The sequence below is a fragment of the Kitasatospora sp. NPDC094016 genome (assembly GCF_040304045.1).
In the GTDB taxonomy this organism is placed as follows: domain Bacteria; phylum Actinomycetota; class Actinomycetes; order Streptomycetales; family Streptomycetaceae; genus Kitasatospora.
Genome location: NZ_JBEOUK010000008.1, coordinates 43,940 through 64,043, shown reverse-complemented (window position 1 = coordinate 64,043; position 20,104 = coordinate 43,940). Strand labels below are relative to the sequence as shown.

Sequence of the window (20,104 nt, the reverse complement as noted above, 5' to 3'; positions counted from 1 at the left end):
CGACGGAACAGGTGTTGGACCGCCACCGGGCACCGACGGGAGGCTGCTGGGCGTCCCCCTCACTCTCCTCTGGAGCCCGATGCCCTCGCGCGCCCTCCTCACCTCCTACCGGCGGCTGTTCGCGGCCCCCGGCACCGCCGCCTTCACCCTCGCCGGGCTGCTCGGCCGGCTCGCGCTGTCGATGAACGGCGTCTCGCTGGTCGTGCTGCTCGCCGAACGGCGCGGCTCCTACGCGCTGGCCGGCACCGTCTCGGCGGCCGGGCTGGTCACCGGCGCGATCGGGATGCCGCTGCTCGGGCGGCTGGTGGACCGGTACGGGCAGGCGCGGGTGACCGTACCGGCCGCGCTCTACAACGCCGCCCCGCTCGTCGCCCTGCTGCTCTGCCTCCGGCTCGGCGCACCCGACTGGACGCTCTACGCCTGCTGGGCGGCCGGCGCCGCCGCGCCCAACCTCGGCGGCATGGCCCGGGCCCGCTGGGCACACCTGTACCGGGCCGACCCGGCCGCCCGGCACCTGGCCAACTCCCTCGAACAGTCCCTGGACGAACTCTGCTTCATGGCAGGGCCCGTCCTCGCCATGACGCTCTGCACGGCGGTCGCCCCGGAGGCCGGGCTGCTCGCCGCCGGGGCGCTCGGCACCACCGGCGCCCTGCTGTTCGCGGCTCAGCGGCGCACCGAACCGCCGTTGCCCGCCCGCTCGGAGGGCGACCGCCACGGCTCGCCACTGCGGGTGCCCGGGCTGCGGGTGCTGCTGCTCGCCTTCCTCGCCACCGGCGTCGTCTTCGGCTCGACCGAGATCACCACCGTGGCGTACGCCGACGCGCTCGGGCACAAGGCGGCGGCGGGCGCGCTGCTGGCCCTGGTCGCGGGCGGATCCTGCCTGGCCGGGCTGCTGTTCGGGCTGCTGACGCCACGTCGGTCGACCGGGGTGCGCTTCCTGTCCGGGGCCGCGGCGATGGCCGGGGTACTACTGCTGCCGCTCGCCGCCGGACTGGGCGGGGCCGAGCTCGGCCTGCTCGGGGTCGCGCTGTTCGCGGCCGGCACGGCCACCGCGCCGACCATGGTGACCGGGATGACGCTGGTCCAGGAACTGCTGCCGGGGCGGCAGTTCAACGAGGGGATGGCAGTCGCGGTGTCCGGCATCGTGGTCGGCATCTCGGGCGGCGCGGCGCTCGCCGGCGCGGTCGCCGAGCACGCCGCCCCCGGCACCGGCTACGCGCTGCCGGCCTGCGCCGCCGCGCTCGCCCTGCTGATCGCCCTGGCCGGGCGGCGGCACCTGCGCGCCGACGGGGTCGGGACGGCACCCTCCGCCGGGGCCCCCGCGGATAACGCCGAGCGAACTGTCAGTACCTCGGTCTAGCGTTCGGGGCATGGCGGAAATCACCTATGTCCGAGGCGATGCCACCGCGCCGCAGGGCAAGGGCGTGAAGGTGATCGCGCACGTCTGCAACGACCTCGGCGGCTGGGGCAAGGGCTTCGTGCTCGCGCTGTCCAGACGCTGGCCCGAGCCCGAGGCCGCGTTCCGGCGCTGGCACCGGGAGCGGGCGGGGAACGACTTCGGGCTCGGCGCCGTACAGCTGGTGCAGGTCGAGCCGTACGTCTGGGTGGCCAACCTGGTCGGCCAGCGCGGCATCCGGACGGGGCGCTCCACCGGGGTACCGGTCCGGTACGAGGCGATCGACACCGCGCTGGCCGCGCTGGGCGACCACGCGCGGGAGCTCGGCGCCTCCGCCCACATGCCGCGGATCGGCTGCGGGCTGGCCGGCGGGCGCTGGGAGCGGGTCGAACCCCTGGTGTCCGCGCGGCTGGTGGAGCGGGGGGTGCCGGTGACGGTCTACGACGTCGGCTGAGCCGGCACCGCCCGCGCCGCGAGGCTCTGGGCGGGCCAGCTGTACACGCACTCGGGCAGCACGTACCCGCCCGGGAACACGCCCTCCTGCACCCGCGTCCGCACGCCGCCCTCGCGCTCGTAGAAGGCGATCGCGCGGAGGTTGTCGCGCAGCACCTCCAGGTACAGCTCGGCCCCGGGGTGCCGTTCGGCGACGTGGGCGCGGGCTGCGGCGAACAGCGCGCGGCCGATGCCGCCACCGGTCCGCCCGGGGCGGACGTGCAGGTTGTCGACCAGTACCCGGCCGTCCGGCTGCGGGACGAGGTAGATGAACCCGACCGTCTCCCCGACCTGTTCGGCGATCAGCAGTTCGGGCTCGGCGGCCGGATCGCCGTAGTCGACGGTCAGCCGCAGCTCCCACAGCTCGCGCCGCTGGACGGGCAGCCCGTCGCCGAGTGCGTCCGCGGGGACGATCCCGCGGTAGGCGGTGCTCCAGCTGTGGGCGTGCAGGTCGGCGACGGCCGCGGCGTCCTGCGCTGCGCCGCGCCGGATGGTGGTCTGCACGGGACTGATCATGTGACGAGCCTCCCACAGATTGGAGTTGAACATGTTCAAGCGAAGCCTCTACAGTGCTCACATCATTTTGAACGCGTTCGAAATGGTGGGGGTGGTGGATGTGGCACCGAGCGCGGAGGGGATGCCCGGTGCCGCGTCCACCGACACGGGTCGGAGCTTCGTCTCCGGTTAGGCTCGTGCTCGTGGACGACCTGGCAGCGACGAACCGAACGGACGGCACGAGCGGTGCGGCCGCGACCCCGGCCGACGCCCCGACCGAACCTGCGGCCGACCCCGCGACCGCACCCGGCACCGACAGCGGGCCCGGAACCGACAGCGGGCCCATGCCCGGCGGCCGGGCGCAGCCGAAGACCGACAAGAGCGAGCAGACCCGGGCACTGATCCTGGAGACCGCGATGCGGCTCTTCCAGGAGCGCGGCTACGAGAAGACCACCATGCGCGCGATCGCCACCGAGGCGGGCGTCTCGGTCGGCAATGCTTACTACTACTTTTCGGCGAAGGAATTCCTGATTCAGGGGTTCTACGACCGGATGACGTACGACCATGCGGCGGATGCCAGGAATCGCATGGCCAATACGCGCAATTTCGCCGAGCGCCTGGAAATCGCGCTGACCTCCTGGCTCGACACGGCCGCGCCGTACCACGAGTTCGCCGCGCAGTTCTTCCGCACGGCCGCCGACCCCACCAGCTCGTTGAGCCCGTTCTCCAACGAGTCCCACCCGGCGCGAGCGACCGCCGTGGAACTGTTCCGCGACGTGTTGCAGGGCTCGGAGCTGGCACCCAAGCTGGACGCCGAGCTGGGCGAGCTGCTGCCCGACGTGCTCTGGCTGCACCTGATGGTCGTGGTGCTCTACTGGGTCTTCGACCGGACCGAGGACACCGAACGGACGCGGGAATTCGTCCGCCGGTCCACCCCCATGGCGGCCCGGGTGATCAACCTCTCGCGTTATCGGGTATTCCGACCGATCGTCCGCGATGCCAAGGGCCTCATTCAGGACTTCATCCTGCCCACCATCGGGAAGACCGCCGTCAAGTAGCCCGAGTAGCTCTCCCGAGGAAAGCTCGGACGCGCCGGGGGCCGGACCGCAGTGGTGCGGTCCGGCCCCCGGCGTGACGGCCGCTCAGAAGCCGTCCGGGTTCCAGGGCTGCAGCGGCGTGCGCAGCAGCAGGTCGGCGGCGGCCGCCGCGCCGGGGCGCAGTTCGGTGAGCAGGCCGGCCGCGAGCAGCCGGGGCGCTGTCTCGCCGCCCAGGTAGAGCGATGCCAGCTCGGAGGCGTCCAGGGCGAGGTCGGCGTCGTCCGTGGTCCGGGTGCAGCGGCCGGTGCCGTCCGCGGCGACCTCGATCGCCCAGCGACCGGAGGCGTAGCCGAGCCGGTCCTCGACCTCCAGGACGACCCGGCCGGGCGCGCCGTACGTCCGGGCGTCGAACGCGGCCGCCACGTCCAGCACGCGTAGCCAGGTGAAGTCGGCGTTGTCCACGTACGGGGTGGCGGCGCGCGGGTCCTGGAGCAGCAGCGGCAGCGGGTCGTCCGGGCCGATGTTCTCCGCGACGACCTTGCGCACCCAGTCGACGGAGAGGACGAAGCGCCACAGCTCGGCGGCGGTCGCCCGGTCGAGGGCGAGGAAGTCGGCCACGGTCAGGGTGCAGTTCGGGTAGCTGCCGTCCCAGGTGTCGTCGACCCGGTAGGCCACCAGGCCGGTGACCGTACCGTCGGCGTCCCGGTGGACGGCCGCGAACGGCTCCTTGAACTCCTTCCCCGGCACCTTGAGTTCGCCGGTGTTCCGCTTCCACCACAGCTCGTCGCGGGCGATCGCGCCCGGCTGGGTGCGCCGCCAGCGCTCGTGCAGGTCGGGGCCCAGCTCGCGGGCCTGCGCCATGGTCACGAAGTCGATCCGCCCGCCGGGCACGGTGGGCAGGCCGTCGCGCAGGCCGCGGGTGCGGTGCAGGTCGATGTTCCAGCCGTGGCCGCGGGTGGCCGGGCCGAAGCCGTAGCGGCCGTAGATGTTGTACTCGGCGGCGATCAGGATGGCGACCGCCGAACCCCGCTCGGCGGCGGCCGCGAGGTCGCGGCGCATCAACGTGCCGAGCAGGCCGCGGCGGCGGTGGGTGGCGCTGACCGTCACGCCGGTGACGGCGTCGGCCCGGACGGTGGCCCCGCCCGGGACGGTCAGCTCGACGTCGAAGCTGCGGAAGGTGGCGATGCAGCGGTCGCCGTCGAAGCCGGCCAGCATCCGGCCCGGCTCCCACAGCAGGCGGCAGAAGTCGGCCGTGCTCTCCGCGTGCGAGCGCAGGAAGCCCAGAGCGAGCGCCCGGTCCCACGCGGCCACCTCGCTCTCGGCGATCGCGCGGATCTGGAGGCCGTTCACGATGTCGACGGCCCCGTCATCGGTTGTGTTGCCCATCGGGCCACCGTACGGGCGTCGCTCTCGGGCGGCATCCCATTTATTTCGTGCCCGATGCGAGGTGCTCCCCGGGCACCACCACCCAGTGGTTGCAGTGCAGGACGCGGTCGGCGAAGTCGACGTCCAGCTCGCCGAGCAGCCGGAAGCCGAGCGCCCGGCAGATCCCGTTGGACGGGCCGTTGGCCGTCGCCGGGAAGGCGTGCACCGGGCCCCACCGGCCGTCCCGGGCGGCCGCGTCCAGCAGCTCCCGGACGGCCGCCTTGGCGAGGCCGCGCCCCTGGAACTCGGGCAGCACCATCCAGCCGATCTCGGCCACGGCGGCGCCGTCCTCCTCGTGCGACCAGAGCGTGACGGAGCCGGCCGCCACCTCCGGCCCGGCGCCGTCCGGGACGATCACCTTGATCCACGAACGGTCCTCGGCGACCTCCACGACGTCCTTGCGCAGCCGCTCCCGCACCCGCTCCTCCGGCAGCGGCCCGCCCAGCTCGGCCATCATCACCGCGTCGCACCGCATCCGGACGTACGCCCCGACGTCCCCCGCCTCGACGTCCCGCAGCCTCATCGCGTCTCCTCCCGAGTGATCGACGCGGCCACGCTAGCGGCCGCCGCCGACAACCCGGCGCGAGCGGGCGCGCGCACAGGGCCGGGCCCTAGGGGCGGGCGTAGAAGTCGGGGGTGCCCATGATCCAGAGGCTGGCCTGTTTGACCGGCCTGCCGACGCGGGGGGCCTCGATCATCTGGTCGTCGCCGATGTAGAGGCCGACGTGGTGGATGTCGACGGCGCGGCCGGTGTCCGTCCAGAACACGAGGTCGCCGGGGCGCAGCTGGCGGTAGCTGATCGGAGTGCTCTCGGCGTACTGGTCGGCGGCGAAGTGGTTGAGCTGTTTGCCGCCCTCACGCCAGGCCATCATGGTGAGCCCGGAGCAGTCGTAGCCGGCCGGGCCTTCGCCGCCCCAGATGTAGGGCAGGCCGATCTTGGAGCGGGCGAAGGCGATGGCGGCGGCGGCGCCCTCGGCGGACCACGGGCGGCCGGCGGCGGGGGGTGCGGCCGGGGTGGCCTCGGCGGCGGCCTCGGCCGCGGCGGCCGCTTCGGCGGCGGCCTTCTCGGCGGCGGCGCGGGCGGCGGCCTCAGCCTCGCGGACGGCGATCGCCTCCAGTGCCTCGCTGCGCCGGCGTTCCAGGTCGACGGTGGTGTGCCGGGCGGCGGCCAGGTCGGTGAGCAGTTGTTCGCGGCGGCGGTCGGCGGCGGTGACCGCCTCCTGCTGGGCCGCGAGCCGGGCCTCGGCCCTGGCCCTGGCGGCACCGACCTCGGCGGCGGCCTTCTCGGCGGTCTCGGTGGCGGCGCGGGCGGCGGCGGAGGCGCGGGTCGCGGCGGCGGCGGTGGAGGTGGCGGCGTCGAGGATCTGCCGGGTGCGCTCGCTGGCGACGCCGATCACGGCGGCGCGGTCGCCGGCTTCGCGCGGGCCGTGGGCGCCGAGCAGGGCGTTGAGGGCGGAGAGTGCGGCGCCCGCGCCCTGGCGGTACGTTTCGGCGGCGAGCTGGGCGGCGTCCTCGGCGGCCGCGGTGCGGTCGGCCTCGGCGGCGGTGGCGCTCCGGGCGGCGGCGGTCTCGTCGGCTCGGGCCCGGACGAGGGCGAGCTGGGCGCCGTTGTAGGCCTCGACGGCCTGTTCGGCGCTGCGGCCGGCCCGGTCGAGTTCGGTCCGGGCGGCGGCGAGGCCGGCTTCGATGGCGGTGACGGAGGCGGCGGTGCGGTCGGCCTCGGCGCGGGCCCGGTCGATCTCCCCGGTGGTGGGGTACGGGTCCTCCGTCCGGGCGGGGCCGGCGGCCGGTTCGGGGTCCGCCGGGGCGGCCTGGGCTGCGGGGAGCAGCCCGAGCAGGGCGGTGAGGGACAACAGGAGGGTCGGCAGGAGCCTGCGCGCCACGAGACATCCCCTTCTCACGGGTCCGGAGGGGACGGCGGCGGACTGTCCGCGGCGCTCGGGCGGGGCGGCCGGGCGGAGCAGGTCCGACGAATCATCCCATCACATGACAGAACGGTCACTCGGCGATCATGTTCTCAACTCCGGCGCTTTTCACACCTCGAACGCACTCCGCCGGGCGGGTGACCATCAGATGATCTGACCGCCAGTCACCTTCAGCCAGGTGCACAGGGTATGCGAACTACCGGTGGATCCGGCGGGTGTGCGGCCGCAGGTGGGGGTGTCGCCCGGAACGGTGCTCCACCCCGGTCGGACGAACCGCGTACGTCCGATTGCGCCCCGCCCGGATCGCGCGACGGCGCTGCTGCGCCCCGAGGGACGGGCCCGCGACGCTGCCGCCCGCGCCGTACGCCCCGCCCACTGCCACCGGGGCGGCCCCGGCGGCGGCCGCCGAGCGGCGGTCCGCCAGCCGCGCCTGACGCCGGGCCAGCGCCCGGGCCGCGTGCGCGTCGAGGTGGGCGGTGGCCCGGGCCGACATCCGCTCGGCCACCCGGTGGGCGGCGGGGTGGTTCGCCGGCACCTTGTCGGGGGCACCGGCGATCAGGTCGAAAAGCCAGGTGCGGGCCCGGTCCGCACGCCGGTGCAGCAGGCGCTCACGCCGGAGCGCACGCGCCCGGCGACGCGGGCGCGTGGCGTACCGCCAGCGGGCCCACGGGCTGCTCGGGCGGGCCAGCCGGATCGCCCCGATCCAGGACAGGCCGGGGACCATGATGCCGAGCAGGCCGGTCCACATCTTGCCCTTGATCAGGGTGATCACCGAGGCCAGGGCGTTCACCGAGATCACCGTGATCAGGCCCCACCTGGTCTCCTGGCTGGGCACCACGCCGAGCGGCACGTACCCGACCAGCAGCAGGGCGGTGAACAGGATCCCGAAGATCACCGCGTCCACCGACTTGCGGCCCTGCTCGCTCCAGTACACGTCGTCCAGGTGCAGGATCAGCGCGAACTCGTCCAGCACCAGGCCGCAGCCGATGCCGAAGACCAGCCCGAACCAGTCGATCCACGGGTGCCCGCCGTACGTGGCGAACACCCCGACGCCGCCGACCAGCAGGAAGCCCAGGCCGAACACCATGTGATGGATGTGCAGGCCGCCCGGGGTGACGTTGCCGAACCACCACCGCACCTCGGCGCGGATCATCCGGACGCTGAACCGGATGCACACGAAGGAGGTGATGAAGCCGACCAGCAGCAGGAACAACGGCTGTTTGTGCGCGGCGACGATGTGCTCGCGGTAGCCGTCCAGCAGTGTGGTCATGCGTCTTACCTTCGTTCCTGGTCCTGCGTGCGGCCTGCCGTGACATGGCCCGGAGCCCAACACCGGTCCAACGCGCGGTCAGAACCCGCGGGTGCGTTTGGCCGCCCGGCGCGGCACGACCGGGTACAGCGACGGGCGCTCGCCGCCGACCGGCAGCTTCATGAACATCCGGGCGATCTCACCACCGAGGTTCACCCCGATCGCCAGCGCCATCGCGATCGCCGCCGCCCGGGAGACGGACACCAGGCCCGCACTGGCGTGGCCCTGGGCGAAGGACAGCATCCCCAGGTAGAGCGCCGAACCGGGCATCAGCGGACCGATCGCGGCGGTCACGTACGGCAGCGCGGAGCCGTTGCGGTAGCGCGCCATCAGCTGGCCGAACAGGCCGACCAGGCCGGCCGCCACCCCCGTCGCCACGATCGGGGAGATGCCCGCGTTGTACGCCAGCACGCCGTAGCTGGCCCAGCCGATGCCGCTGTTCAGGGTGACCAGCGCGAGCGAGCGGCGGTCGGTCTGCAGCAGCGTGGCGAAGGCCAGGGTCAGCAGCATCGCGGCGATCATCTGGACCGGCGGGTAGGTGACGCCCGCCAGGCTCTCGTCCGGCCGCAGCTTCGCCTCGAAGCCGACCCCCAGGTAGAGGATCAGCATCACGCCGATCACGATGCCCGCGACCAGGTAGATCACCTCCAGCAGGCGGGCCGCGGCGGTGATGTAGAAGCCGGTCAGGCCGTCCTGGACGGCGGCGACCAGCGCCCGGCCGGGCAGCAGCGCGAACAGGCCACCGGTGATCACCACCGAGCCGCGCAGGCCCCAGTCGTTGAAGGACAGGATGATCCCGGAGGCGGCGGCCGGCATCGCGGCCGCCACGAACTGGTAGAACTCCGGCAGCCGGCGCCGGGCCAGCGTGGAGGCCAGCCGGTCGCCGAGGACGGCCGCGACGAAGGCGCTGGCGAACACCAGCCAGGCCTTGTCGTCGATCCGCCCGCCGACCAGGAAGGTGGCCGCGCCGGCCAGCAGACCGGTGGTCAGCGCGAGCATCCAGCCCGGGTACGGGTGCCGGTTGCGGCGGATCAGGGCGAGCCGGCGGTAGGCGTCGTTGACCGTGACCTTCTCCGCGGTGATGTCCGCGACCAGCTCGTAGACCGCGTTCAGCCGGGTGTAGTCGGAGGTGCGGCGGCGCACCACCCGGTCGGCGGTGATCGGCGGCTCGACCAGCGAGGGCTGGTGCGAGATGCCGATCAGGGTGAAGGTCACCTGCGGCTCGCAGCGGTCCAGCCGGTAGGCGTGCGCGATGCCGAGCATCGCCGCCTCGACGTCCTCGGCGGCCTCGCCGCTGGCGAGCAGCAGCTCGCCGATGCGCAGCGTCAGGTCGAGGATGCGGGGGACGTTGCGGGTCGCGCCCGCGGAGGGGTGCAGCTCGCGGGCGGTCCGCTCGAAGGCGGGGCGCTCGGACATCGGCATGCGCAGCAGGGTGCGCATCCGGTCCGGCCAGGGCGCCTCGCCAGGGGCGCCGGCGGTCAGCTCCGGGACGACCGGGATGCCCATCGGCGGGGTGTAGCCGGCGGCCCGCCACTCCTCGGGGGTGAGGGTGTCCTCGGCGACCGATCGGCGGCGGGTGGGGCGCGCGTCCTCCGGGCCGGGTGCCTGCCCGGGCGCGGGGTGCGGCCCGAGCGCGGGGTGCGGCCCGGACCCGGCGGGCGCCCCGGGCTCGGGGGACGGCGCCCTTTCCGGCTCCGGCTCCGGGGACAGCAGGCCCCTGGTCTCCGTGATCGGCGGGACGAAGGGGACGACGGTGGCGGGCTCGACGGTCGGGGCCGGATGGCCCAGCAGGCCCTCGGTGGGCGGCGCCTCGGCGGGGTCCACCGGCCGCACCGGCGGCGTCCGCCGGGTCTGACGGACCGCCCGGCCTCCCCTCGCCCGCTTGCCTGCGCCCGGTCGGCCCCGCTTAGGCACTTCCGCTCCTTGCCGCCCCTGGTGGCCGTCGGCCACCGTTCGATCTCGGGTTACACCTTGCCTGATCGAACTGCCGGACGCACATGTACGCGGCGTACCCCGGAGGGGGCCGCGGACGCCTACCCGGCGCGGTGGCGGTCGGCGGACGCCGCGCCGGAACGGCGGGCCCGCAGCAGTTCGACCGCCACCGGGACCACCGAGACCAGCACGATGCCGACCAGGATCGCCTCGATGTTCTCCCGGACGAACGGGATCTGGCCCAGGAAGTAGCCGAGCACGGTGACGCCGGCGCCCCACAGCACGCCGCCGACGAGGTTGAAGACCACGAAGGTGCGGTAGTTCATCCTGCTCACCCCGGCGACGATCGGGGTGAAGGTGCGCACGATCGGCACGAAGCGGGCCAGCACGATCGCCTTGGGACCGTGCCGGTCGAAGAAGGCGGCGGCCTTCTCCACGTTCTCCTGCTTGAAGAGCCGGGAGTCGGCGCGGCGGAACAGGCTCGGCCCGACCTTGCGGCCGAACAGGTAGCCGACCTGGTCCCCCGCCACCGCGGCGGCCACGATCAGCGCGCAGACCAGCCAGAGCGGCTGGTGCAGGTAGGTGCCGCCGGCCACCAGCAGGCCGGTGGTGAACAGCAGCGAGTCCCCCGGCAGGAAGAAACCGATCAGCAGGCCGGACTCGGCGAAGACGATGGCCAGGATGCCGATCAGGCCGAAGGCGGAGATCAGGTTGGTCGGATCGAGCCAGGACGGGCCGAGGGCGAGGCTGGTCACGGGCGGACACTCCTGGGGGTCGAGTCTTGGCAATGGAATGGTAAAGCATTTACCAAGACTCGACAGATCCCAGGATGGTTCCCGCCCCGCCCCGGGCCGGAGCCGGAGCGGGGCGGGAGCGGCTCAGAGGCCGTAGCGCTCGATGATCTCCTCGTGCCGGGCGGCGTCCGCGCCCGCCGCCTTGGCCAGGTCGAGCCAGGCGAGCGGGTGCGGCCAGTCGCCGGTGAGCCGGTGCAGCAGCGCGTCGGCCTCGGCGGCGGAGGCCGTGGGCGGCACCCCGAAGGCGGCGTAGACGCCGGGCAGCGTGCCGTCCTCGTCGGCCGGGTCGGTGATGCGGTACTGCTCCCCGCTGTACGCCCAGACCGCGTAGCCGGCCTGCTGGAGGCTCTCGCGCAGCGCCGCCCACGGCTCGTCGCCGGGCCAGCCGCCGTCGATCCAGTACGTGGTGTAGCCCGCCGGGTCGAGCAGGGTGAGCAGCTCGAACACCGGGCGCCAGCCGTGCCGCTCCTCCTCGGGGGCGTCCTCGGCCGGCGGCGGCTCCAGCAGCGCCGGGGCGAAGACCACCACGTCGCCGTGGTTGAGCGTCAGGTCCTCGCCGAGCACCGGCAGGATCCGGGCGGTGGCCGGACCGGTGCGGACGGCGGGCAGGTCGGCGGTGGCGCCGTTGGTGCGGGTGGCCCGGACGGTGACCAGCTGCCACTCCTCGTCCACCGGCCCCTCGGGCTCGTCGAACTCGATGCCGAGGAGCGCGCCCGTGGAACGGACCGCGGCCCAGTCCCGGTTGGCGGTGGCCGCCGTGATCAGGTGCCAGAGGTCGGACTCCTGGACGGTGCGGTGGCGCTCCTCCTCCGGGGCGGCCTCGGCGGGCAGCGCGTGCTCCAGGAGCTCCTGGTACAGCCGCTGCGCGGTGGCGTGGTCGCCCAGCTCGGTGGCGGCGCCGGCGGCCAGCCGGCGGGTGTTGATCCGGCCGGCGTCCAGGGACAGGATCGCCTCGCACTGCTCCAGCACCTCGGCCCAGCGGCCCTCGGCGGCGGCCCAGCGGGCGCGTATCCAGTGCCCGTCCTCCGGGCTGTCGTCGGCCAGCCGGTCGGCGAGGCGGCGGATGCCCTCGCCGTCCCCCGCGTCGATCAGGGCGGAGCCGAGCATGCCGATCAGCACCTCGTCGGCCGGGGCGGTGTCGAGCCGGTGCCAGAGCAGGTCGGCGGCGGCCCGGGCGTGGCCGAGGCCGCCGAGCACCGCGGCCAGGTTGACGGCCAGTTCGGTGGCGCCGGCCTGCTCACCCCGGTACCGGCCCAGGGCGACGGAGAGCAGGTCGGCGCCGGTCTCGTAGGGCACTCCGACCTCGGCCAGGTGCGCCGTCAGCTCGCCGGGCGGGACGGGCAGCTCGGGCTCCGGAAGCGCCTCGGCGGCCGCCCGCAGCGCGGCGACCTCCGCGGCCACGCCGTCGGTGCGGCGCAGCTGGGCGAGCTTGCGCTCCCCCGTCGAGGCGAGGGTCAGCGCCACCGTCCGGGCGCCGCGGGCGAGGGCGAGCCGACCCGCCGCCAGCAGCAGGTCCACGCACGGGCGGTGCGAGCCGGTGCCGTCCAGGTAGCCGACCCAGCCGGCCACGGCGGCGCCCAGCTCGGCGTCGTTCTCCCAGGCGCCGGCCGCGACCAGCAGCTCGACCGTGTGCGTCCAGCCGTCCCGCAGGTCGGCGTGGCGCTCGGCGGCCTCCCGGTCGGGCAGCAGCGCCAGCGCCTCCTCCGTCCGGCCGAGCGAGGCCAGGGCGCGGGCCCGCAGCAGGCCGCCCCAGAGCCGGTCGCTCTCGTCGATCTCGTGGCCGCGGGAGCGCTCGGCCTGCTCGGCGGTGTCGAGCAGCGCGAGCACCTCCTGGTGCCGGCCGAGCCGGTGCAGGGTGCCGGCCCGGGCGTGGTGGAAGTGCAGCGAGAGCCGCTCGCCGGCCGCCTGGATCCGGGTGGCGGCGGTGTCCAGGTGGGAGAGCGCCTCGGTGTGGCGGCCGTCGTCCTCCAGCGCGTCGGAGTACTCGCGGGAGAGGCAGTCGAAGCAGGCGCGGCCGGGCTCGATCCGCTCCAGCGTCTCGCCGAGCACCGCCAGCCGCTCCGGCACGTAGCCGGGGCCGTCGACCCGGGCGTGGCAGATCGCGAAGTCCTGCACCACGCAGACGGACTGCGGGCAGCCCGCCGTCTCCTCGCGGTGCGCGAACTCCAGCAGGTCGACCGCCTCGGGCAGGGCCTGCTCGCCCTGGTGGCGCTTGTTCAGGAGGTTCTGCATCCGCCAGTGCCGCAGGTAGACCTCGACCCAGGGCAGGCCGAGCGCCCGGGAGGCGGCCAGCGCCTCCGGGTAGACGGCGTCCACCTGGTCGTTGCGGCCCTCGTTGGCGTGGCCGGGCAGCTCGTAGATGGCGTCGGCCAGCCGCCGGTGGCCGGCCTCGGCCAGCTGGCGGTGGGCGTCGTGGACCCAGGCCCAGATGTCGGTACTCATGTGGTGTCCCCCTGCGTCGTGCTGATGTGATGTCTACCGCGGACCACTGACAATCCGTCCGTCACGCCTCGTCCGGGAGGGCACCGAGGGTGTCCGGGACGCCCGGCAGGCCGGCCGGGACGGCGGCGGTCAGCGCCGAGACCGCGGTGCCGACGCCGGACAGCGCTGCGGTCAGGTCGCCGCCGGACGAGCCGGCCGGGCCCGCCGAGGCGGCGGCCATGATCACCTTGAGCGAGCGGAGCAGCCCCGCCGCCGTGGCACTGCCGGTGTGCCCGGCGCGGTAGGCGGCGAGCAGGTCCAGCACGGCCGGGCAGGACAGGTTGAGGTAGAGGCGGGCCCGGACCTCGCCGTCGGTGCGGGCGGTGAACGCCCGGGCCAGCCGCAGCGCCGCGGACGGGATCCGGGCGTCGGCCTGGTCGTCCTCGATCCGGGCCTTCAGCTCGGCCTCGCGGTCCGGCACCAGGACCAGCGGCAGGCCGGGCGGGTCGAACCGGGCCGGGACGAGCTGCTCGCCCTCGTCGGCGAGGGCGCCGGCCAGCCAGGCCGCCTCGCCGGCCGGCAGCGGACGCTCCGGGTCGCGGAACAGCTCGCGGTCGCCGTGCTCGCTGCCCAGCTCGACCAGGCGGCAGCCGCGCAGCTGGGCGTAGCGGCGCAGGAAGGGCAGGACGGCGTAGCGGTCGCCGCGGGCGATCGGCACCCGCATCGCCCGGTACAGCATCTCCTCGAAGCCGCCGCCGCTGCCGAGCGCGACGTGCACCGCGCCCCCGCCCGCGGCCCGCAGCGCGCCGGCGGTGAGGTCGCCCTGGGAGGTGGGGACGGGGACGTCGTCGGCGAGCAGGGTGAACAGCCGCTCGTCGCAGAGCGCGGCGCCGAGCAGGTCCTGGCCGTGCCGGGTGAGGATGCGGCGCCAGGCGGCGGGCCGCAGCCGGGCGGTCTCGTACAGGCCGTCGACGATGGCGTCGGTGAGGGCGCGCTGGAGTGCGCGGTAGTGGTCGTCGCGCTGGAGGTCCTCGCGGCTGGCGGTGGGGGTGAGCCGGCTGGACTCGACCACGCCGCCGATGAACCCGGCCCAGCTGGGCAGCAGGTCGCGGGCGTCCTCGGCGAGCAGCATGCCGCGCAGGTAGACGGCGAGGTCGCGGTTGTCGCTGCTGCCGTAGGTGCCGCCGTCCTGGACCCAGAGCAGGCCGATCGCGTCGGTGCCGCCCCCGGCCGCTTCCCCGGTGCCGCCCTCGGTGCCGCCCTCGGCCGGGTGGACGGGGAAGGCGGTGAGCGGCTCGAAGCGGCGGCCGAAGGCGGTGGCGAAGCGCATCCGGGCGGCGTGCTGGTCGCCCGGCACGCTGTGGCGCCAGGGCACCTCGACGTTGTTGACGGGCTGCTCGTCGTCGCCGACGTAGACCGGGATCGGCAGCAGCACGCAGTACCGGCCGAGCACGTCGCGCAGCGCGTCCTCGTCGGCGAGGTGGGCGTGTTCGGCCTTGAGGGTCAGCTCGACGACCGTGCCGGGGCGGGGCCGGGCGGGCACCGGGTCGACCTGGTACTGCTCGCCGCCCCGGCTGCGGTAGCGGTGGCCGAGGTGCGGTTCGCGGTGCGAGGTGGTGGTGACGGCGACCTCGTCGGCCACCGAGAAGGCGGAGAGGAAGCCGAGGCCGAAGGCGCCGATCAACTCCTGGTTGCCGGTGAGGTCGCGCAGCATCCGGGTGTAGCCGGTGCCGACGGTGGCGAGGTAGGCGTGGATCTCCGGCTCGGTGAGGCCGGCGCCGGTGTCCTCGATGGAGACGGTCCGCCGGGCGGCGTCGCCGCGCACCCGGATCAACGGGCGGTGGTCGCCCTCCGGGTCCTCCAGGAGTCGGCGGGTGTGCGAGTCGTGGGCGTTCTGGACAAGTTCGCGCAGCGCGACCAGCGGGGTGGAGTAGAGGTGGGTGGCGAGGACGTTCACCAGTCCGCCGAGATCGACCTCGGTCGTACGCAGATCCTCGGCGGGGGCGGGCTCGGGCGGGGCACCTTCAGACATGGGTCCCCAGTGTGCCAGTGCGACTATCCGGCCACCATTTCTTTCTTCCTGAGAAAACTCGGTCAACTTTGTGTTGACATCCCGAGGTTGTCCGATCTTGCCGTCTTGCGCGTCAACTTGTCACTCCATCAGGGGTTTTGAGGGACGGAGATGCCTTCGCCGCGACCATCGGGCAATCTCCGGATACGGCGTCACCATGACACCATCGGGGGAATTGCCACCTGTTTGGTGGAGTTCGTCCACGCTGTTGGTGAATGCTGAACGTGCGACGTCAGGCAACGGCGCCACGGAGCGGCCACTCCGGAGCGCGCCACATTTCGCACCCCCAGCTCAGGGAGACCACCGTGTCCCGTATCCGCGCAGCCGCCGCCGTCACCGCCCTCGGGGCGTTCCTCCTCGTCGGCTTCGGCGCCGCCAGCGCCCACGCCGACAACGGCGCCGGTGCCATCGACCACTCCAACAGCAGCGTCGTGAGCAACACCGGCTCCGCCAACGTCATCGGCAACGTCCACGGCAACGTGGTCGTCACCCAGCAGACGGCCACCGGCTCGGGCGCGAGCAACCAGAACAACGGCCTCGCCGCGGCCGGCAACGGCGGCAACATCGGCGCTCTGCAGGGCAACGGCAACCTCGACGCCCGGGCCTTCTTCCCGGGCGCCGTCGGCTAGGGCGCTTCTGGCCCACGGGCCGGGTGCCCGCTCCGTCAACGCGGGGCGGGCACCCGGCCGCCGTCCGTTCCGGGCAGTCCGAGGACGGCCCGGCCGAGGTGCAGCAGGCAGTCCCCGAGGTCCGGGCGGGCGCTGTGCGGGCGGTTCCGCACCCCGTCGTTGACCAGCGCGAACAGGGCGTGGACCCGGATCCGGGCCTCGACCGCGTCGTACTCGGGCCGGACCCGCCGCAGCAGGCCGACCCAGATGCGCAGGAAGTCGCGCCGGAAGTCCACCGCGACCCGGCGGTCCGGCGGGGCCAGCCGCTCCGTCTCGCTGAGCATCGCGCCCAGGTAGTCGCCGTTGCGCAGCGCGAAGCCGACGTACGCGCCCAGGCCGGCCACCAGTGCCGCCTCCGGCCCGGCGGCGGCCGCGAACGCGCCGTCCACCTCCTGCCAGAGCCGTTCGCGGCTGCGCACCAGCGAGGCGGCGAGCAACTGGGCCTTGCTGTCGAAGTGCCGGTAGACGCTGGGGCCGGAGATGCCGACGGCGGCGCCGAGTTGGTCGGTGCTGACGTTGTCGAAGCCGCGCTGGTGGAAGAGCCGGACGGCCGCCGCGAGCAGTTCCTCCCGGCGCGCCTGCGGCCTGGGCTCCGGCGTGCCGTGGGCGACAGGATCGGGGACGGGGGCACGGACGGTGGCGAGGGCGGCGTCGCCCGGGCAGGCCGCGAGGACGGCGGCGACGAGATCACGCAGCACCGCCTCGGCGCGGCGCGGCTGCGGCGCGGCCGACTGGTAGGAGAGCCCGGTGCAGGCCGAGAGCGCCGACCAGCAGAGCAACTCGGCGTCCGGCCCCGGGAGTTCCGGCCGCCCTGCGCGCAGCACGGCGGTCATCAGCGCGACGTCGGCGCGCAGTTCGCGGCGCAGCGCCGCCCGCCGGGCCGGCGGCAGCAGCCTGGCGTCGCGCTGCACCAGGGTGCCGAGCGGGCGGTGTCCGACCGCGACGGCGGCCAGCGCGGCGCCGAGGTCACGGGTGGTGCGGGCCCCGCGCAGCCCGCAGGCCAGCGCGTCCAGCCCCAGCCGGACGGCGCGGTCGAGCAGTTCGGGCTTGCCGCGGAAGTGCCGGTAGAGGGCGGGCGCGGTGATGCCGGCCCCGGCGGCGACCTCGGCCATGGAGACCTGGTGGTAGCCGCTGCGGTGGAACCGGTCGGCCGCCACGGCGAGGATCTGGGCGCGCCGCCCGGGCGGTCGTCGGACCACCATGGTGAGCCCCCCTCCCGCACTCCGGACTGCCGACCGAAGGCTAGCAAGGATTCACTTGAGGGCGCCGACCGCCGGTGACCAGCGGCCATTTCCGGAGCCGTCGACCCTGGACAGCCGAAGCTACCCGGGATTAACTTGTGAGGCCATCACCTGGCACGTTCAGCCCCCGCCGGCACCCGCAGCCGGTCACCACCGAAGGGAGCGCCGCCGTGCGCCGCACCGTGTTCGACGAGGACCACGAGGCCTTCCGGGAGACCATCCGGGACTTCATCGCCAACGAGGTCGTCCCGGTCTACGAGAGCTGGGAGGCCGACGGCCACCCGCCGCGCGACTTCTACCGGCAGCTCGGCGCGCTCGGCGTCTTCGGCATCGAGGTGCCGGAGGAGTACGGCGGCGCGGGCGAGAGCGGCTTCAAGTACCAGACGGTGATCACCGAGGAGACCGCCCGGGCGGGCGTGAGCTTCGGCTCCTCGGGCGTGCACACCGCGCTGGTCCTGCCCTACCTGCTGGAGTACGCCACCGAGGAGCAGAAGCGGCGCTGGCTGCCCGGCTTCGTCTCCGGCGACATCATGACCGCCATCGCGATGACCGAGCCGGGCGCCGGCTCCGACCTCGCGGGCATCGCCACCACCGCGAAGCTCTCCGAGGACGGCACCCACTACGTCCTGAACGGCGCCAAGACCTTCATCACCGGCGGCGTGCTGGCCGACCTCGTCCTGGTGGTCTGCCGCACCGCCCCGTACGACCCGGACAACCGCCGGGCCGGCCTGTCCATCCTCTGCGTGGACACCGCGTCCCCCGGCTACACGGTCGGCCGCAAGCTGCAGAAGATCGGCCTGCGCACCTCGGACACCGCCGAACTGGCGTTCAGCGACGTCAAGGTGCCGGTGGAGAACCTGCTCGGCGAGGAGGGCCGGGCCTTCTCCTACCTGACCCACAACCTGGTGCAGGAGCGGCTGGCGATCGCCGTCAGCGCGTACGCGTCGGCGGCCGCGGCGGTGCGGTTCGCGCTCCAGTACGTCAAGGACCGCAAGGTGTTCGGCAAGGCGGTGGCCGAGTTCCAGAACACCAAGTTCACCCTGGCCGACTGCGAGGCCCAGGTGGTGGCGCAGCAGTCGATGGTGGACCGCGCGCTGGAGCTGTACCAGCAGGGGGAGCTGACCGTCGCCGACGCGGCCGCCACGAAGCTGTTCTGCACCGAGTCGGCCTCCACCGTCATCGACAAGTGCCTTCAGCTGCACGGCGGTTACGGCTACATCCTGGAGTACCCGATCGCCCGGCTCTACACCGACAACCGGGTGTTCCGGATCTACGGCGGCACCAGCGAGGTCATGCGCAGCATCATCGCCAAGTCGCTCGGCCTGTAGGCGGGGCAGGCGGGCCCACAGCCGCGGCGGGCCGCACCCCCATGGCGGCCCGCCGCACCCGGACGGGCGCACTCGGGCGGGCGCGCGAGTGCGGCTCAGGTGGACGGGTGCGCTCAGTTGGGCGAACCGTGCTCCGCGCGCCAGGCCTCCCAGCCCGCGCTGGACGCCACCTTCGCCTCGCGCAGCGCCCGCTGGGCGAACGCGGCCGGCGCGGTCTCCAGGCTGCGCACCCAGCTGCGGCCGGCCGTGGCCAGCGCCGCGCACACCATCGCCGCCCCGGCCACGCCGAGCACGGCGCCGATACCGGTGAGCAGCGCGCCGCCGGCCAGCAGCGATCGGTTGACCTGGAACCCGCCGGAGACTGTCTCGTTCATCGCCATGCCTCCACGATGCGGGCACTCGCCGGGGGCTGCACGTCGAACGGCTCCGGGTGCGCGAGCCGGGCGCGTCCGCGAACCTGGGCACACGGCGCCGGTCCGGGCGCCCGCGGTCGGCCCGGCACGCCGGGTTCAGGAGGACGCGCGATGCCCGATCTCGAACAGCTCGCCGTGGAGCACGTCGCCCGGGCGGCCGAGAGCCCGCACGGGCGCAGCGCCCACCTGGTGCTCCACGACGGCGTCCTGCGGCAGACCGTGATCGCGCTGACCGCGGGCACCTCGCTGGACGAGCACACCCCGCCGACCGCCGGCAGCATCCAGGTGCTGCGCGGCCGGGTCTCGCTGACCATCGCCGGCCGGCGCCAGGAGCTGCCGGTCGGACGGCTGGAGCCGGTGCCCCAGGAGCGGCACGGGCTGCTGGCCCACGTCGACTCGGTGGTGCTGCTGACGGTGGTCACCGCCTAGCGCGGCAGCCGTCGCGAGCGGTCGACGGCCGGCCGTTGTCAGCGGGCGGTGGCGGGCGGTGACGGCACCGCGGGGCCGAACACGCTCGCGCCGACCAGCCGCAGCCCGCGCAGGAAGTCCCGCCCGTTCGGCGCCAGTTCGGGGGCGGCCAGCCACTGGGCGGCGTACCCGGCCAGCAGGGTCTGGTAGAAGGAGCCGCGGACGACCTCCTCCTCGGTGTCCGGCACTTCGGGCAGCCCCTGGAACAGCGCGGCGAGACCGAGCCGGCCCTCCTTCTGCGCCTCCGCGAACGCGTGCGCCAGCTCGGGCGCGTGCGCGGCCTGGGCGAGCGCCTCGAACTGGGCCGCCCAGAGCCCGCGGTGCTCGGTGAAGACGCTCCTGAGGCCGTCCCAGACCGCGACAAAGCGCTCCTCCGGGTCGTCGGACACCTGGTTGGCGGCGTACACCACCGCTCCCAGGGCCGTCCCCATCTCCCCGATCGCCTCGATCATCGCCGCGTTGAGCAGCGCGTCCTTCGAACCGAAGTGGTAGCCGATCGCGGCCAGGCTGACGCCCGAGGCGGTCGCGACGTCACGGGCGGTGGTGCGCCCGTACCCCTTCTCGTACAGGCAGCGCTTGGCGCCGGCCATCAGGTCTTCGCGGTTTCCCATGACCCGATCCTACGGAAGGACTGCACAGATGTCTTGCACGAATGTCTTGCACGAGCGATTTACACATACGTACTAGAC

General features: G+C 74.2%; 18 protein-coding genes. 6 read left to right on the top strand and 12 right to left on the bottom strand.

The genetic code is table 11. The features are described from left to right. Positions 1–79 precede the first annotated feature (79 nt). Together ABT015_RS10585 and ABT015_RS10580 are read left to right on the top strand one after the other, a co-directional pair. The gene (locus ABT015_RS10585) at positions 80–1,360 is read left to right on the top strand and encodes an MFS transporter (RefSeq protein ID WP_350878342.1); all 1,281 of its coding nucleotides are present in this window, start codon (positions 80–82) and stop codon (positions 1,358–1,360) included. 10 nt (positions 1,361–1,370) lie between these two features. Then, positions 1,371–1,850: a macro domain-containing protein gene (locus ABT015_RS10580; RefSeq protein ID WP_350878340.1), complete on the top strand. Its 480-nt coding sequence runs from the start codon at positions 1,371–1,373 to the stop codon at positions 1,848–1,850. On the opposite strand, the gene ABT015_RS10575 is transcribed toward ABT015_RS10580, so the two are convergent. Next, positions 1,835–2,392: a GNAT family N-acetyltransferase gene (locus tag ABT015_RS10575; RefSeq protein ID WP_350878339.1), complete on the bottom strand. Its 558-nt coding sequence runs from the start codon at positions 2,390–2,392 to the stop codon at positions 1,835–1,837. The two genes, ABT015_RS10580 and ABT015_RS10575, sit on opposite strands and share 16 nt — an antisense overlap. Before the next feature lie 194 nt (positions 2,393–2,586). On the opposite strand from ABT015_RS10575, the gene ABT015_RS10570 reads away from it, so the two are divergent. After that, positions 2,587–3,441, top strand: coding sequence for a TetR/AcrR family transcriptional regulator (locus tag ABT015_RS10570; RefSeq protein ID WP_350878338.1), 855 nt, complete (start codon positions 2,587–2,589; stop codon positions 3,439–3,441). Positions 3,442–3,525: 84 nt separating this feature from the next. Here the strand turns inward: ABT015_RS10570 and ABT015_RS10565 are convergent, their stop codons facing one another. The 8 genes from ABT015_RS10565 to ABT015_RS10530 all read right to left on the bottom strand — a co-directional run bounded on the left by ABT015_RS10565 (position 3,526) and on the right by ABT015_RS10530 (position 15,258). Further along, positions 3,526–4,806, bottom strand: a complete 1,281-nt coding sequence (locus ABT015_RS10565) for a GNAT family N-acetyltransferase (RefSeq protein ID WP_350878337.1) — start codon at positions 4,804–4,806, stop codon at positions 3,526–3,528. Between the two features lie 40 nt (positions 4,807–4,846). Then, entirely contained in the window at positions 4,847–5,368 is a 522-nt protein-coding gene (locus ABT015_RS10560) for a GNAT family N-acetyltransferase (RefSeq protein WP_350878336.1), read from the bottom strand. Between the two features lie 88 nt (positions 5,369–5,456). Then, positions 5,457–6,728 (bottom strand): C40 family peptidase, encoded by a 1,272-nt coding sequence (locus ABT015_RS10555; protein ID WP_350878335.1) that lies wholly within the window; start codon positions 6,726–6,728, stop codon positions 5,457–5,459. 238 nt (positions 6,729–6,966) lie between these two features. Then, entirely contained in the window at positions 6,967–8,040 is a 1,074-nt protein-coding gene (locus tag ABT015_RS10550; RefSeq protein ID WP_350878334.1) for a hypothetical protein, read from the bottom strand. A 78-nt stretch (positions 8,041–8,118) separates the two neighbouring features. Continuing rightward, entirely contained in the window at positions 8,119–9,903 is a 1,785-nt protein-coding gene (locus ABT015_RS10545; RefSeq protein ID WP_350878333.1) for a threonine/serine exporter family protein, read from the bottom strand. A gap of 209 nt (positions 9,904–10,112) precedes the next feature. Then, on the bottom strand, positions 10,113–10,766 hold the full coding sequence (locus ABT015_RS10540; protein WP_350878332.1) for a DedA family protein: 654 nt from the start codon (positions 10,764–10,766) through the stop codon (positions 10,113–10,115). Between the two features lie 123 nt (positions 10,767–10,889). Further along, a complete protein-coding gene (locus ABT015_RS10535) occupies positions 10,890–13,247 on the bottom strand; it encodes a hypothetical protein (protein WP_350878331.1) in 2,358 nt (785 codons plus the stop codon). Positions 13,248–13,308: 61 nt separating this feature from the next. After that, positions 13,309–15,258, bottom strand: a complete 1,950-nt coding sequence (locus ABT015_RS10530; protein WP_350878329.1) for an ATP-binding protein — start codon at positions 15,256–15,258, stop codon at positions 13,309–13,311. A gap of 344 nt (positions 15,259–15,602) precedes the next feature. Here ABT015_RS10530 and ABT015_RS10525 point away from each other — a divergent pair, with 344 nt between their 5' ends. Next, positions 15,603–15,926 (top strand): hypothetical protein, encoded by a 324-nt coding sequence (locus ABT015_RS10525; protein ID WP_350878328.1) that lies wholly within the window; start codon positions 15,603–15,605, stop codon positions 15,924–15,926. A 35-nt stretch (positions 15,927–15,961) separates the two neighbouring features. Here the strand turns inward: ABT015_RS10525 and ABT015_RS10520 are convergent, their stop codons facing one another. Beyond that, the gene (locus ABT015_RS10520; protein WP_350878327.1) at positions 15,962–17,167 is read right to left on the bottom strand and encodes a TetR/AcrR family transcriptional regulator; all 1,206 of its coding nucleotides are present in this window, start codon (positions 17,165–17,167) and stop codon (positions 15,962–15,964) included. Between the two features lie 209 nt (positions 17,168–17,376). Between ABT015_RS10520 and ABT015_RS10515 the strand changes: the two genes are divergently transcribed. Further along, the gene (locus ABT015_RS10515; RefSeq protein ID WP_350878325.1) at positions 17,377–18,534 is read left to right on the top strand and encodes an acyl-CoA dehydrogenase family protein; all 1,158 of its coding nucleotides are present in this window, start codon (positions 17,377–17,379) and stop codon (positions 18,532–18,534) included. A 113-nt stretch (positions 18,535–18,647) separates the two neighbouring features. On the opposite strand, the gene ABT015_RS10510 is transcribed toward ABT015_RS10515, so the two are convergent. Beyond that, positions 18,648–18,908 carry a hypothetical protein gene (locus ABT015_RS10510; protein WP_350878324.1) on the bottom strand — a complete coding sequence of 87 codons (261 nt, stop codon included), beginning with the start codon at positions 18,906–18,908 and terminating at the stop codon, positions 18,648–18,650. A 150-nt stretch (positions 18,909–19,058) separates the two neighbouring features. Here ABT015_RS10510 and ABT015_RS10505 point away from each other — a divergent pair, with 150 nt between their 5' ends. Then, positions 19,059–19,376, top strand: coding sequence for a cupin domain-containing protein (locus tag ABT015_RS10505; RefSeq protein ID WP_350878323.1), 318 nt, complete (start codon positions 19,059–19,061; stop codon positions 19,374–19,376). A gap of 38 nt (positions 19,377–19,414) precedes the next feature. Here ABT015_RS10505 and ABT015_RS10500 read toward each other — a convergent pair whose 3' ends face one another. Then, positions 19,415–20,026, bottom strand: coding sequence for a TetR/AcrR family transcriptional regulator (locus tag ABT015_RS10500; protein WP_350878322.1), 612 nt, complete (start codon positions 20,024–20,026; stop codon positions 19,415–19,417). Between the last annotated feature and the right edge of the window lie 78 nt (positions 20,027–20,104).